Source organism: Legionella lytica (genome assembly GCF_044626755.1).
GTDB lineage: Bacteria > Pseudomonadota > Gammaproteobacteria > Legionellales > Legionellaceae > Legionella > Legionella lytica_A.
Genome location: NZ_JBGORX010000009.1, coordinates 40,117 through 54,187 on the forward strand (window position 1 = coordinate 40,117; position 14,071 = coordinate 54,187).

Sequence of the window (14,071 nt, forward strand, 5' to 3'; positions counted from 1 at the left end):
CTTGACTATTTATAGAGAGAGGTTAATCTTGATGATTATTTTTTCACCATATGGATATTGATCATGCTAAGAAACTGGCAAAAAAAATTCCCACAAAGTTTTAAGAACCACCCTAACCTTTTTACTGAATTAGCTTCCTCTGTTCAAAAAATCCTATCTGATCTTCTACAGGAACTAGAGGAGTTCGAATTATTAAATGAACGCTCCCTCAATTGCATCTTAGACCATGCCAGCAATTCTGTTGAATTTATTGGACTTATTACGCGAATGCTAAAAGTAGGGGTAAATATTGAGCTTATTCCTAACTTTATCTCTCAATACGTTGCTGCAGAGGGCTTAGATCGCGCAATTAATTTATTTGATATGAGTAGTTTTGTTTATAATGAAGAGCATTTATCAATGTTCAGCATGTTAACCAAAGTCCTTGCAAATCCCTTATGCCAAACCATTTTTGATGCGCGCATGCGTTCTTTTTCCGATTACACCATTCCCGATGAACCCTTGCTGCCTCAAGATGCGAATCAAATTATTCAGCAGCTTTATGATTTAAAAGATGATGAAAGTAAAATACGCACATTTTTTGATTTTTTTGCACAATACCGCCCACTCCCTTGCAGTCAGAAATACCTTATGGAAACAGATACGGCTAGCCAAGTCGCTATAGCCTTAGAGTTATATTGCATAGCAAAAATTGCAGCAATTACCACCTATCAAGACGCCTTGGACGTAAAAGAAATGATACAACTCCTACAAACACATGGAGGCAATGAGACTCACTTTGAAGCAATTAAATACCTCGTCGCAGGTAATTTAGAAGCAGAAAATTGGGCATCAACTAAAACTTATGACCAGCTCATGCAAGAAATATGGCAAACAACGGCCCAACCTCAAACTGATTTGCGTGATTTTTCCACTCTAGATGAGAATAGTAATAGAACAAGCCAATTAGTAAGAACTGCTCTTAATACACCCACTCTACTATTCAGACAACACGTACTAGGAGATAAAGTTACTGAGGCAAAAACCAACAACACCATCTCTTCACTGAACAACTAAGTACTACAGCTTATCGATCAAGTGAAACAATGCTTCGGCACTGGCATCACAATATGGCGCAAGATGCTCCTTTCCCAAGCCCATTGATAAACCAATGGGCATCTAATCTAACCATTTGATTCCATTAACTTTAAAATAATCCAATCACAAAACTCTTTACACCCTAAATTGTTTCTGTTAACAATAATCCGCCGTCAGTAGGACGGTTAGTCGTAACATGATATACGCATTTTTAATACAAGGAGTTTAATTATGCCAAAAGATAAATTAGGTACGGTATCTCAGCCCGCGATCAGTTCTCAAGAAGAAGCCACCAAGAAAAAACAAAAGAGAAAAGAGAAAAGAGAAAAGAGAAAAGAGAAAAGAGAAAAGAGCCACATAATAACGCGACCCCTCCCCCATCCGACAACCCATCCACTGATTTCACCGCGGAGGATTTTGTTTTTCTGAATGATAATGAACATGCCCGTTATACACCCAATAGTAAAAAAGTAGGACACGCCGTCATCTTAGAACAAGGTGCTCAAACAATTGCACTGCAGTACGAACTTCCCTCTACCAACAAAGAGAAAACCCCCATAGTCCGCCCATTAGAGGATATCGAAGCAATAGAACCATTCCATGGGATGCATCGTTATCGTGCACATACGCCCGAAGGCACTTCTATGTATGCTAAACGCATTATTTCTGGTACCGTTGGTGAGCAAGAGAATGAAAGCTCCATTCAAATCGCTTGTTTTTCCCCTGGACCACAAGAAGGAAAACCACCATTTTGGGGCTCAACAAGACAAACCCCTCTATTTCGCACCGATCTTTCTGCAACCGTGAGGAAGGATTTAGAAAAAGAACTCAAAGAAATTAAGCCTGTCACTAAAGGTGGCGATGCATTAATGGTTGAGCATGCCTCCGTGCCACGACGTGATCAATATAAAACCAGAAACCCTGATCAAAATACCGTTATGGGTGAATCTGCACGTGATGCTTATGAAAACTTCTTTAACAACATGGTTGCTGAGCTCCATCCCGAAATGAAAGAACGCTTAAAGCGCGCTTTTTCTGCGGATCTAAAAGATGCCTTTCACAAAAACAGCTATCGTCCGGAATGGTTACATGCTAAAGGCTGGTCATTAGTCCCCATGAGCGTGGATCCACAAACTAAAGATAATTTAGGCGCAGGACCTAAATGGGCTAATACGCAAATGATGATTTTGGAGCGAATTATTAAATGGTTTGCCCTCCACGCCCCTGAATCACTTTTAAGTATCAAACCCCAGTTTGACATGCTGTTGGATTCGGAATTGATTAAACACATTGATTTCAAAGTTAAAATTCAAATAAAAGAACGCTTTGTAGAGTTGGCTCAATCGATAGATCCTTTCCTGTCTTATCCAATGTTTCCCAAGGCATCTGATCTAGCTCAAGGTACCGGAATAACCCATAGTATCCTGCACCATCGCGCACCAACCAGTGAGCAAGTGGTAAAACAAACCTCAAAAATGTCGACCAGAAATCGTCCACAAAAAGAGGAGCAAGTAAGTTCCTCTGCGTCAATTCTCACCAAGACACGCATGGATGAATCCAGCAGCTCCGCACCAACCGAGCCCAAAGCAACTACAGCCGTTCGCAAACGCGTGCATAGCTCGGATACAGAGGATGATTTGCTTAGTTTTACCCCTCAGACAAAACGCCCTAAAGCACGTGCTGAAGGCTCAGAACAAACAATCTCCCTCTTAAGCAAAGGCAGTCAGAAAAAAAGAAAGCACGGGGATGAAGTCACCGAGGAAGAAGCAGCCGCTAGCCCAAGCAGCAAAAAACCCAAATACCCCACTAATCACAAGCATGACAAATCAGTAACCCAAATTTTTACTGAATTTTTTGTTCCTGATTACGACAACCCCTGGTTAGGTCCCAAATCAGCTTCATGCTCAGGTTCAGGCTTTGTTGTTGAACGCTCTGGGAAAAAATACATTTTAACTAATGCCCATGTTGCCGAGAATGCGACTTATATGCAATTACGTTTAGGTAATAGCCATAAGAAATATGAAGCACAACTAGTCGGTCGTCTTCCGGGCTATCAGTCGCTGATCCCGAATTTCTAGCATCTATAGTCCCTGTTGAATTTGGAGAAATGGTCAAATTACAACAAAAAATCACCGTTATTGGTTATCCCATGGGTGGTACCGAACTGTCCATTTCCAAAGGCATTGTGTCCCGCATTCAAGTCGACAATTATTCAATGAGTGGCCAACGTTTATTGCAGGCACAAATTGATGCCGCAGTGAACCCTGGAAACAGTGGCGGACCCGTTTTTTCTGATGGAAAGGTCGTCGGTGTTGCATTTCAAGGCTATGGAGGGCATCAAGGGCTAAGTTATATTATCCCCGTGCCAATCATAAAACATTTCCTCGATGAAATATTAAGTAAAAAAGAGTATCGTGGCTTCCCCACCATACCAATGATTACTGAAGAGCTTGAAAATGCAAACGAACGCGCCTACTACAAAATGGCGAAAAGAACCGGGGTGCGTATCACCAACATTGATATTTTATCGGATGCCCATGGCAAATTAAAAAGAGATGATATTTTGCTGGCCATTGATGGCTTACCCATTTCTAATGAAGGCACCGTAGATATCCCTGGCATCGGCAATTGTATTGATTTTTGTCATGTAACCCAATCAAAATTTATTGGTGATAAGATAACCCTGAGGGTATTACGCAAAAATCCAGCCAATAACCGCACGGAAGAGTTAGATGTTGAGGTTGTTTTAGATACCATTTTGGGTGATACCGAAAAAGTATCAGTGGAAGAACATGACAAAATGCCAACATACTATATTAACTCAGGCATTTGCTTTGTTCCCTTAACACCTAATTACATGAATGGAGATGGGTTTGCTTTTGAGGACATGTATTTAGTTGAAGAAAATTGCTCTTTACCCGATGCCCCGAAAAAAAGTACCCATGAACAAATAATCGTTATCAATACCATCCTGAAATGTAATGAAACCCAAGGCTATGAAAAACATATTCAGGCAATTGTAAAAGAAATTAATGGCAAACCAATTAACAACATTCAGGATGTTCTTCGCGCTATGGAACACCATCAGGGAGAACAACACGTCATTGGCCTCGGTTCAAAATCGAAAATTGTTATTCCGAATATGTCCGCACAAGAGCATGCACGACTATTAAAACGTCATCATATTTCCCAGGATCGCTCAGTAGATTTAGTTACATCTCAGGAATTAAGGGCATCAAGTGAAGAAGAACAACAACAAAGTGATAATTCGCTCCACTCTCCGGTACCACAAAAATTTTTCGCGCATGGCTTACTTGGAAAATCAGGGAAGAAGTCAACAGACCTCCGTACCCCAAGTCGACGCGTGCTTATCGAACCATCTGATGAATCAGAAGAGTCTGATGAGGATAATTTGTTTAGTAGAGATATGACCCCTGGTATGCGCAGTTACATACAAAAAATTCAAGCAATGAGCGAGCGTTATAAAGATGCTCCGAATCTCGATGAAGAAGAGATTGCCAGTGAAGAGTTTGATGCGAGCTCCGAAGAGCTCAGTGAGTCTTCAGAGCAATCAAGTCAAAGTGCAGCCAGTAATGAAGATACGGAGAGCATTACTCAAGAGGAGGAACTCGAATCCGATGAAGAGGAAAGCTCAATCGAAGAGGTGAAGCCATCTCGACGTGCTCCAATGGCTCCGCGTCGACATGTATTCTTCCAATCAACATCAATGGAGGTGGATCACACACCCGCAAAAACCAGCCACTCTTCCCTTTTCAAGTAATCTCATCTTTATCTATGCGCCATGGTTTTTACCCTGGCGCTTTTTTATCTGGAGAAAACAAATGCGTCATACGATTAAAGAAATAAAGCATTTTCGGGATGTTTTAAAAGCGATTCATTTTGATAGCTGGTTGGTTTTAGATTTGGATAATACCGTCATGAAACCGCGCCTGACCTTAGGAGGTGATGCATGGTTTGAGGGATTAGTTACGCATTGTCTGCAACATAATATTTCCCCCAACATTACACCGATCGCCTTACTCTCGGTTTATAATGCGGTGCAAGATTTCGTGCGTACTGTCGTCGTAGAATCAAATATAATTCTCCTTATTAAAGCATTGCAAGATATTAGGATACCTGTAATTGGATTAACCGCTCGGGGCTACTCCATTAGTCAGCAAACGATAAGACAACTTGCCGATGCGGGAATTGATTTCGCTCAAAATAGTATCATCCCTGATAATGCTTCTTGCCGAGGCGGGATCATCTTTTGTGATGGCAAGGATAAAGGTACACAATTAAAAGAGTTATTCAGCCAGTTGGCATGTACGCCCCGCCGTGTCGCGATGATTGACGATAAAAATAAACATTTGGAACGGATGAAACTCACCCTGGAGTCATTAAAAATCCCATTTGATGGTTTTCGCTATAGTTATCTTGATGAAGAAGTGCTGCAATTTAATATGGAGCAAGCCAATATCCAGCTAATGCATGTATGGAAGCACTTATCGCCCGCCGTGCAAAAAGATGTGATGGCTCTCAAGCTATTGACTAATGAACCACAGAGTATTGCTAGTTCCTCAGACTATGAAGATTGCTTTTTTCAACCACCCCATTCTTTACCCATAGTTATAGTACCACCTGCATTAGATAATCAGCACTCGATTCAACAATCGACACCATTGACTCGTTCATCAAATTTTTTTTATAAGAAAGAACAGCCTGCTGAGAGACCTGATGGAGATTACGAATCACCGCAACCTTCCTTTTCATGATATGTATAACTAATGCCCCGACCTTGAGTATCATTTGACTTTTAGAGACTCGAATAAGCGTGGGTGAGCCACGATTATTCGGGAGTATTTTTAGGTAGCACTATTAGCCCCAAAAAAACTTAATTATTCATCCTTGATACTCAAATAAACTAACACCCCAAGAATCATCATGAAAATATGAAAGGCGCTACTAATCGCGCCACTTAAAGCGGGGGACATCCATAAACCAAACCACTCGCCCCCTATGGACATAAACAGCACCTGCCAGGTGAAAAAGCCACAGGTTAGCCCTACTGTCGCCCATTTTTTAGCTCGATTAAAACCTGTTGATGAGTCCTTACGCGCTCTGAATAATACCCAAGCTCCATAGGCACAAAGAATCCCACTCAACAACTCGAAAAAAATAATAATGAAAAAGGCAAGCCTTTGTAAAACAGGGTTAGTAATCGCACGGTCACCAATAGAAGAACCAGGAATGATATCGTACATACTTAACGCTTTTACAACATTGGCATAATTGATAGAAGAATCGGACATATTTCCTAAAACAACTAAAAAACAATAAAAAGCAACGGCAGTAACACATACTATTTTAGATATTCGAATCATCATGCACCTGGATATTGCGAGCAAAACGTAACAATACATGATTAGCTCGTAGGGATGCTTGATGTACTGCTGCCTCAGGACTGATTAAACCTGCAAACATAGCCTCCAAGACCTCATCATTAATGCTGCGAATTTGATTTTGCGGGCCCAGATATTTTAATGGTTTTTCGTGCGTGCCACTGTTTAAATCCGCTTGCGCCAATACTAAATTAGGGTGATTGCTGGCCTTCACAATGCCTGCATACTGACCTTGCAAACCTAAGGGCAAATAACCCGTGTGTTCATGCCAACGCTGTTGGTTTTTCGGCTGGGCAATGAATGCAAAGAATTGGGCTATCCCCTTATAATTGGCCTTATCTTGTCCGGCTACAGCCCATAAAGCAGCGCCACCGGCAACATTTGCATGTCGTATCTTACTGATTTGCGTATCCAAGGGCATGGTCGCAACCCCTAGATGAAATGGCACTAAGGTAGCAAGGCTATTATAAGCCCCAGAAGATTGGCTAAAGAGAGGACAAACATTACTGGTAAATAAAATGGTCGCGTCATCGACTCGTCCCGCATAACGAAAATAACGTTGAGAATGCCAGCGCTGCAAGCGTTTAAAATGACTGACTAATTGGGGGGTATCAAAAACAGCCTTCTGTGGTTTCCCTTTAGTGAGTGGTAGCCCATGAATCGCTAAAAATGACTCAAAAAGTACCCAACCAGGATAAGCCGTAGTATAAGTACAATCATAACCAACTCTTTTAAGCTTCTGGCTTAATACTTCCATATCATCCCAAGTCGAGGGAAAATTACTGCTGTTATACCCCACTTTAGCCAAGGCATCCGCATTATAGTACATGGTCGGTACGGAAAGATTAAAGGGCAAAGCCTGTAACTGTCCATTTTTACTGTAAAACTCACGAATTGAAGAAATAAAATCTTCTTTAGGCAAGCTGATTCCTTGTTCTCGCATTAAGGCATCAACAGGTTTAATCGCTCCCTGAGTAGAATGCATGATTGCAGTACCCACTTCAAAGATTTGTACGATTGCTGGTGGTTGATGTGCGCGAAATGCAGCCGCAAAACTGGTTAATGTTTCGACATAATTCCCTTTATAAACGGGCTTAATAACATACTGAGTTTGACTCTTATTAAAATCATTGGCAAGTAATTTAACCTCATCACCCAAATGCCCCGCCATACCATGCCAGAGCACCAGCTCAACAGGTTTGGCTTGCACGGATAAGGCCGCAAAGAATGCCAAGAAACATGCAATCAATTTACTCATACTAAGAGATCTGGATAATCACTGAAAATAGCATCGACGCCCCACTTGAATAGTTTTTGCGCCTGACGTTTACGGTTTACCGTATAAGCACATACGACATATCCTTGGTCTTTAACAGCTTTCACACGCTCGGCAGTTAATATCTTTCGGTTAAAATGAATGGAAAAACACTCTAATTGTTTCGCTTTTTGTAGCCATTGCTCATCCCATTCGTGAAAAAGCAATCCTAAAGGCATTTCGGGTGCTAAATTACGACACATCACTAAAGCATCCCAGGAAAAGCTCGAAACTAAGGGCAGAGCCTTGCCTTCCGGCCAGTAGCGATTAATGTGAGTCAATACCGTGATGGCGGTTTGCTCATCAGTTCCTGGATAAGGCTTAATTTCTATATTCGCCTGAACATCTGAACTCACCAACCACGCCAAAACATCTTGGAAATGAGGGATTGTCTCGCCTTTGTATTTTCGAGAAAACCAGGAACCCACATCTAAAGAGCGTAAATAATCGGCGTTAACTTTCCCGATTTCACCTCGACCATTCGAAGTTCTTTTTAATTTATCGTCATGGAATATAAACGGCTCACCATCTTCACTGCACATGACGTCAAATTCAATGAAGCGACAGCCCATTTCCAATGCTTTATTAAATGCAGCGATGGTGTTTTCAGGGGCATATGCCGATGCGCCACGATGGCCAATAACTTGTTCAACAACCAAGAAATGTACTCCTCTTTCTTTAAATAGTCAGGCAGTAGCCTATTACCTGGAATCACATCTCCAGGTGGTCAAAACCATAAGCATGGTCGCCGCCCTTGCAATTTCTATCGATAGCCAAATTACCCCTGCTTGACTGCGGTAATTCAGGAGGGATTTGTACCCAAATTAAGGCCATTCTAAATCCCAACCGAGTCGGAATGATAAAAATTGCCATAATGATAACAAATGTTGGCTTAATATGTAGGTTTTTAACTCAACCTAACTAAGGCTTACGATTAGAAGCCGCCTCCACTACCGCAGTCAAAGTAAGTTCATTACTTACGGAGACCTCGGGCATAGGTGCTGCCGCAGTCCCCACAGCCATCATGGTATTTTCCTTATAAGCTCTTAACGGCTGCGCCGGAGCACGTTCACCAGATACAAAAACTAAATTGCTTACGCTGTAGTTTTGTGTGGGATATACCTTGTTCAGTCGCCCTAGCTCATCGTTTACTTGTTGATATAATTGCTCGCGCACTTTAACCAAAACCGCCTGAACTTCTTCCAAGCTTGGTTTAAATTCCACATTGCCAATCTCATATTTAGCACCCGGAACACTGACTGATTTAGCATTTTGGTAAATCGCGGTTAATGCCGTTTGATTTACCCGTGCCTGAGCTTGAACGTAGAGTTTTTCCAAACCGGAACTATCCTGCGAGCGCTCAAAAGCCGTTAAATGCCAATCACCTTCAGCAATCTTATTTAAGCGCTCCATAATATCAGAACGAGCTTTTACCAAATCTGCATTCGACAAAGTAACATTAATGTTAACGCCCAATAATGCTGATTGAGTCGTGACCCATTGTTTTGCTGAAACTTGAAAAAGTACCTTATCGAGAACCATCTGAGGTGGAAATACTGCATCTGCCGCGAAAACAAATGGTGTAATTGCCATCAAAGCAAGTACCTTAGCAACTGCCTGTCGCATACCCTTCTCCAAATAAGTAAATGTGTATTAACGTCAAATTAGTTTATACCAGCAACTCATCAGAAACCAAATTATCATTGATTTAATTTTTAAATAGGACTATAACTTTGCAAAAAAAATATTCGTAACAGGAGTATAGGTAATGATGTCTGTTGAAAATATAAGCACTGATAATTCAGCACGCGCTGATGATGATTTCTTAGAATATGCTCTAGCACATGGGTTTGGTGATTTACATTTTAAAGTAGACCCTGAGACAGGCATGAAAGCGATCATTGCCATACATAATACAAAATTAGGTCCCGCTTTAGGTGGCTGCCGTTTTATTGAATATCCCAGCACAGCCGCAGCCCTTAAAGATGCAATGCGTCTTGCTCGTGGGATGAGCTATAAAGCAGCTTCAGTGAATCTGCCTTTAGGTGGTGGTAAGTCAGTAATTATCAAACCACGTGGCTCTTTTGACCGCACTGGCTACATGCATAAGTTTGGTCAATTTGTTAATGAATTAAATGGCCGTTACATCACTGCACTTGATAGTGGTACCCTCTTAAGTGATATGGACATTATTGGTGAGCACACCGAGCATGTTGCAAGTTTATCTAAATATGATGGTGATCCATCTCCTTCAACTGCACGTGGAATTTTACGTGGTATCCAAGCAGCTGTTGCGTATAAATTAGGTAAAGATAATCTTAAGGGTGTTCATGTTGCCATCCAAGGTTTAGGTCATGTCGGTTATCTACTGGCCCAACACTTACATGAGTTAGGAGCAACTCTAACGGTTGCTGATATTTCTCCTGCTGCAGTAGAAAAAGCCATTAATGAATTTGGCGCGAAGCCTGTAACTACTGAAGAAATCCACAAGATTCCTTGTGATGTATTTGCTCCCTGTGCTTTAGGTGCAATACTCAATGATCTTACTATTCCTCAGTTGCAAACGACTATTGTTGCTGGTGCAGCAAACAACCAGCTGGCTCATACCTATCATGGTAAAGTCTTACATGAAAAAGGGATTCTCTTGGCAGTAGATTACGTAATTAATGCAGGTGGATTAATTTTCGCAGCATCTAAGTATCTGCATACTCCAGAGAACCAAATCAATGAACAAATCGATAACATTCGTGAACATTTAACGGAAATCTTTGCTCGTTCAGCAAAAGAAAATGTACCCACTAATGAAATTGCCGATGCCATGGCTCAAGAGAAGTTAGCATAATGAAACATTTAAGCCTGACTCCAGAGCTTTATGACTACATTTTGGATAAATCATTGCGCGAGCATCCCACCTTGGAACGCTTGCGCAAGGACACTTCCTTAATGGAACTGGCAAACATGCAAGTTGCGCCAGAACAAGCGCAATTCATGCAGTTTCTTTTACGCACCCTGAGCGCTAAAAATGTATTGGAACTAGGTACATTCACAGGTTATAGTGCCTTGGCCATGGCTCTAGCCCTGCCAGAGGATGGTCGCTTAATTACTTGTGACATTAGTGCGCAGTGGACTAAAAAAGCCCATCTTTTTTGGGAAGAAGCGAAACAAGACCAAAAGATTGAACTACGTCTAGGACCCGCTCTAGACTCACTGCACGCACTCATTGACGAAGGTTGGGAGCAAAAATTTGATTTTATCTTTATCGACGCAGATAAAACCAACTACGTTCAATACTATGAGTTGGCATTAAAACTGATTCAGCCTCAAGGCATCATTGCTATTGATAATGTGCTTTGGGATGGTAAAGTAATCGATGAGCAAGACACCAACGGTCAGACCCGAGAAATTAAAAAACTTAATGATTTGATTAAGAATGACCAACGTGTGTTTACCAGCATGCTACCCATAGCCGATGGATTGTTTTTAGTGCACTTAGTATAGGCTTAAGTTGGTTAACTTAAGCCTAAGCCAAATAAGGAAATTTATAAAGGAGTATAACGAATGCAAACAAATGAGAACCCGTGTGGATTGGATGGCTTTGCTTTTTTAGAGTTCTCAGGCCCCGACAAAAAACGCCTACATCAACAATTTCTCGATATGGGCTTTCAAATTACCGCAACCCATAAAGACCAAGACATTGCCTTATTTCAACAAGGGCAGATTCAATTCATAGTCAATGCAACAACCGAGAGCCAAGCCGCAGCTCACGCAGCAACTCATGGCCCTGGAGCCTGTGCCATGGGCTTTAAAGTACGTGATGCTAAAGCTGCTTTTGCACACGCCCTAAAGCACGGAGCCACTGCTTTTGAAGATTGCGAGCATGCTCATCATGGTTTACCCGCAATTCAAGCAATTGGCGGCAGTGTTATTTATTTTGTTGATGATGAGCATCAACCTTTTGCCCAACACTGGGCGAATAGATCAACAGCACCCGTAGGCAATGGTCTTTTACTGATTGATCACCTGACTCATAACGTCTTCCGCGGTAACATGGATAAATGGGCTGGTTTCTATGAGCAGATTTTTAATTTCCAGGAAATCCGTTATTTTAATATCAAAGGTAAAATGACCGGTCTGCTTAGTCGCGCCTTAGGCAGCCCCTGTGGGAAAATCAAGATTCCTCTAAATGAATCCAAAGATGATGTATCACAAATTGAAGAGTTTCTCCATGAGTATCATGGTGAAGGCATACAACACATGGCTTTAACCACGGATGACATTTATCACACGGTACATAGTCTAAGAGAACAAGGAGTTCAATTCCTGGATGTTCCAAATACCTATTATGAAATGTTGCAAGACCGCCTTCCCTGGCATCAAGAACCAGTAAAACAACTGCATCAGGAAAAAATATTGATTGATGGTGAAGCAGATCCCCAACATGGATTATTACTGCAAATTTTCACTGAAAATATTTTTGGCCCAGTGTTTTTTGAAATTATTCAACGTAAAGGCAATCAAGGATTTGGTGAAGGGAACTTCCAGGCATTATTTGAAGCAATTGAGCGTGACCAAATCAAACGTGGTACTTTAAAAGAAGTTCACTAGGGAGCTTTATGAAACTAGCAACGTTAAAATCAGCCTCTTCACGAGATGGAGAATTATGTGTGGTCAATCACACCTTAACCCAGGCCATACGTGTTCCGCATATTGCAGCGACGATGCAATATGCCCTGGATCATTGGCAGCAAGTTGAGCCTGAACTGCAAAAAACATACCAGGAATTAAACGAACAGCATCTGGATAATGCCTTCACCTTCGATCCCCAGCAATGCACCTCTCCTCTACCCCGTGCGTATCAGTGGGCTGATGGTAGCGCCTATGTGAATCATGTTGAATTAGTACGCAAAGCTCGCGGCGCAGAAATGCCCGAAGATTTCTGGACGAACCCCCTGATGTACCAAGGTGGCTCAGATACGTTCCTTGGACCTCGAGATCCCATCTTAGCCGCTGACGAAGCTTATGGCATCGATTTTGAGGCCGAAGTCGCGGTGATTACCGATGATGTGCCTATGGGTATTGAAGCTGAAGATGCGGGCAAACATATTAAATTACTGATGTTAGTTAACGATGTTTCCTTGCGTAATTTAATCCCTGAGGAGCTTGCTAAGGGCTTTGGCTTTTTCCAATCCAAACCGTCAAGCAGCTTTTCACCAGTGGCCATTACGCCTGATGAACTCGCACATTCCTGGGATGGGGAACGAGTACATCTTCCCCTCATCAGTCACTTAAATGGCCAACTATTTGGCCAACCTGATGCCGGTGTCGACATGACTTTTTCATTTACTGAATTAGTGCAACATGCGGCAAAAACCAGAGCTTTAGGCGCCGGAACCATTGTTGGTTCCGGAACGGTATCGAATCTGGATCGCAGTAAAGGCTCTTCCTGTATTGCGGAAAAAAGAATGTTGGAACTCATCGAAGGAGGCAAAGCCCAAACTCCATTTATGCATTTTGGAGATACGATTCGCATCGAAATGCTGAATAAACAGGGGGTGAGTCTTTTTGGTGCCATCGAACAAACTGTGAAACAGGGATAAGCCGAAATCATGATGAAACTTTACGATTATTTTCGTTCTACTGCCAGTTATCGTGTACGTATTGCGATGAATCTTAAAGGCATCAATTATGAAAAGATTGGCGTTCATTTAGTTAATAATGGTGGAGAACAACATAGTCCGGAATACCGTAAGATCAATCCGCAGGGACTGGTGCCTTGTTTAGAGGTTGAGGGCGAGCCAATTAATCAATCCCTGGCCATCATTGAGTATTTGAATGACATTCAGCCTACCCCAGCATTACTGCCTCAAGATCCCTTTGGCAAAGCAACCGTGCGCTCGCTGGCTTTAATGATCGTTTGTGATATGCATCCATTAAATAATTTGCGCGTGTTGAAGCAATTAAAAATGGAGTTTCATGCTAATGAAACTCAAGTTACCCAGTGGTATCACCATTGGTTAAAAAAGGGATTTGATGCACTTGAAGCTAAGCTACAAACCCTCGACCGTACCCAGCCATTTTGTGTGGGGGATAGTCCTTCAATGGCGGATCTTTGCCTTATCCCCCAAGTTTTTAATGCAAAGCGTTTTAATTTTGCCTTAGACGATTACCCATTAATCCGTGAAATTGATGTGCATTGTTTAACCTTAAAAGCGTTTCAGGATGCCACTCCGCAAGAAGCGTAGAACTGTAGCCATATTAGCGCAGCGTAATACCGGCT

14 protein-coding genes are annotated in these 14,071 nt (G+C 41.9%); 10 read left to right on the top strand and 4 right to left on the bottom strand.

The annotated features are described in order from the left end of the window. Window positions 1–63: 63 nt before the first annotated feature. The 5 genes from ACD661_RS14550 to ACD661_RS14570 all read left to right on the top strand — a co-directional run bounded on the left by ACD661_RS14550 (window position 64) and on the right by ACD661_RS14570 (window position 5,852). Window positions 64–1,056 (top strand): hypothetical protein, encoded by a 993-nt coding sequence (locus tag ACD661_RS14550; protein ID WP_400188598.1) that lies wholly within the window; start codon window positions 64–66, stop codon window positions 1,054–1,056. 252 nt (window positions 1,057–1,308) lie between these two features. Continuing rightward, the gene (locus tag ACD661_RS14555; RefSeq protein WP_400188599.1) at window positions 1,309–1,506 is read left to right on the top strand and encodes a hypothetical protein; all 198 of its coding nucleotides are present in this window, start codon (window positions 1,309–1,311) and stop codon (window positions 1,504–1,506) included. Window positions 1,507–1,721: 215 nt separating this feature from the next. Continuing rightward, the gene (locus ACD661_RS14560) at window positions 1,722–3,155 is read left to right on the top strand and encodes a hypothetical protein (RefSeq protein ID WP_400188600.1); all 1,434 of its coding nucleotides are present in this window, start codon (window positions 1,722–1,724) and stop codon (window positions 3,153–3,155) included. 29 nt (window positions 3,156–3,184) lie between these two features. Beyond that, window positions 3,185–4,858: a S1C family serine protease gene (locus ACD661_RS14565; RefSeq protein ID WP_400188601.1), complete on the top strand. Its 1,674-nt coding sequence runs from the start codon at window positions 3,185–3,187 to the stop codon at window positions 4,856–4,858. Between the two features lie 61 nt (window positions 4,859–4,919). Then, complete coding sequence (locus ACD661_RS14570) at window positions 4,920–5,852, top strand: DUF2608 domain-containing protein (protein WP_400188602.1); 933 nt, start codon at window positions 4,920–4,922, stop codon at window positions 5,850–5,852. A gap of 123 nt (window positions 5,853–5,975) precedes the next feature. Here ACD661_RS14570 and ACD661_RS14575 read toward each other — a convergent pair whose 3' ends face one another. The 4 genes from ACD661_RS14575 to ACD661_RS14590 all read right to left on the bottom strand — a co-directional run bounded on the left by ACD661_RS14575 (window position 5,976) and on the right by ACD661_RS14590 (window position 9,420). After that, on the bottom strand, window positions 5,976–6,464 hold the full coding sequence (locus ACD661_RS14575; protein WP_400188603.1) for a DUF2165 family protein: 489 nt from the start codon (window positions 6,462–6,464) through the stop codon (window positions 5,976–5,978). Continuing rightward, window positions 6,445–7,737, bottom strand: coding sequence for an extracellular solute-binding protein (locus tag ACD661_RS14580; protein WP_400188604.1), 1,293 nt, complete (start codon window positions 7,735–7,737; stop codon window positions 6,445–6,447). Before ACD661_RS14580 ends, ACD661_RS14575 begins: the two co-directional genes overlap by 20 nt. Beyond that, entirely contained in the window at window positions 7,734–8,453 is a 720-nt protein-coding gene (ugpQ, locus tag ACD661_RS14585; RefSeq protein ID WP_400188605.1) for a glycerophosphodiester phosphodiesterase, read from the bottom strand. The genes ACD661_RS14580 and ugpQ overlap by 4 nt, the downstream gene beginning before the upstream one ends. Window positions 8,454–8,715: 262 nt before the next feature. Next, window positions 8,716–9,420 (bottom strand): hypothetical protein, encoded by a 705-nt coding sequence (locus ACD661_RS14590; protein ID WP_400188606.1) that lies wholly within the window; start codon window positions 9,418–9,420, stop codon window positions 8,716–8,718. A 142-nt stretch (window positions 9,421–9,562) separates the two neighbouring features. Here ACD661_RS14590 and ACD661_RS14595 point away from each other — a divergent pair, with 142 nt between their 5' ends. Genes ACD661_RS14595 through maiA form a run of 5 tightly spaced genes read left to right on the top strand, consistent with a single transcriptional unit; the run spans window position 9,563 to window position 14,036 of the window. Continuing rightward, window positions 9,563–10,636, top strand: coding sequence for a Leu/Phe/Val dehydrogenase (locus tag ACD661_RS14595; RefSeq protein ID WP_400188607.1), 1,074 nt, complete (start codon window positions 9,563–9,565; stop codon window positions 10,634–10,636). After that, window positions 10,636–11,292 carry an O-methyltransferase gene (locus ACD661_RS14600; RefSeq protein WP_400188608.1) on the top strand — a complete coding sequence of 219 codons (657 nt, stop codon included), beginning with the start codon at window positions 10,636–10,638 and terminating at the stop codon, window positions 11,290–11,292. The genes ACD661_RS14595 and ACD661_RS14600 overlap by 1 nt, the downstream gene beginning before the upstream one ends. Before the next feature lie 60 nt (window positions 11,293–11,352). Further along, a complete protein-coding gene (gene hppD, locus ACD661_RS14605; RefSeq protein WP_400188609.1) occupies window positions 11,353–12,399 on the top strand; it encodes a 4-hydroxyphenylpyruvate dioxygenase in 1,047 nt (348 codons plus the stop codon). 8 nt (window positions 12,400–12,407) lie between these two features. After that, window positions 12,408–13,391: a fumarylacetoacetate hydrolase family protein gene (locus ACD661_RS14610; protein ID WP_400188610.1), complete on the top strand. Its 984-nt coding sequence runs from the start codon at window positions 12,408–12,410 to the stop codon at window positions 13,389–13,391. 12 nt (window positions 13,392–13,403) lie between these two features. Beyond that, complete coding sequence (gene maiA, locus ACD661_RS14615) at window positions 13,404–14,036, top strand: maleylacetoacetate isomerase (protein ID WP_400188673.1); 633 nt, start codon at window positions 13,404–13,406, stop codon at window positions 14,034–14,036. The last annotated feature ends 35 nt before the right edge of the window (window positions 14,037–14,071 follow it).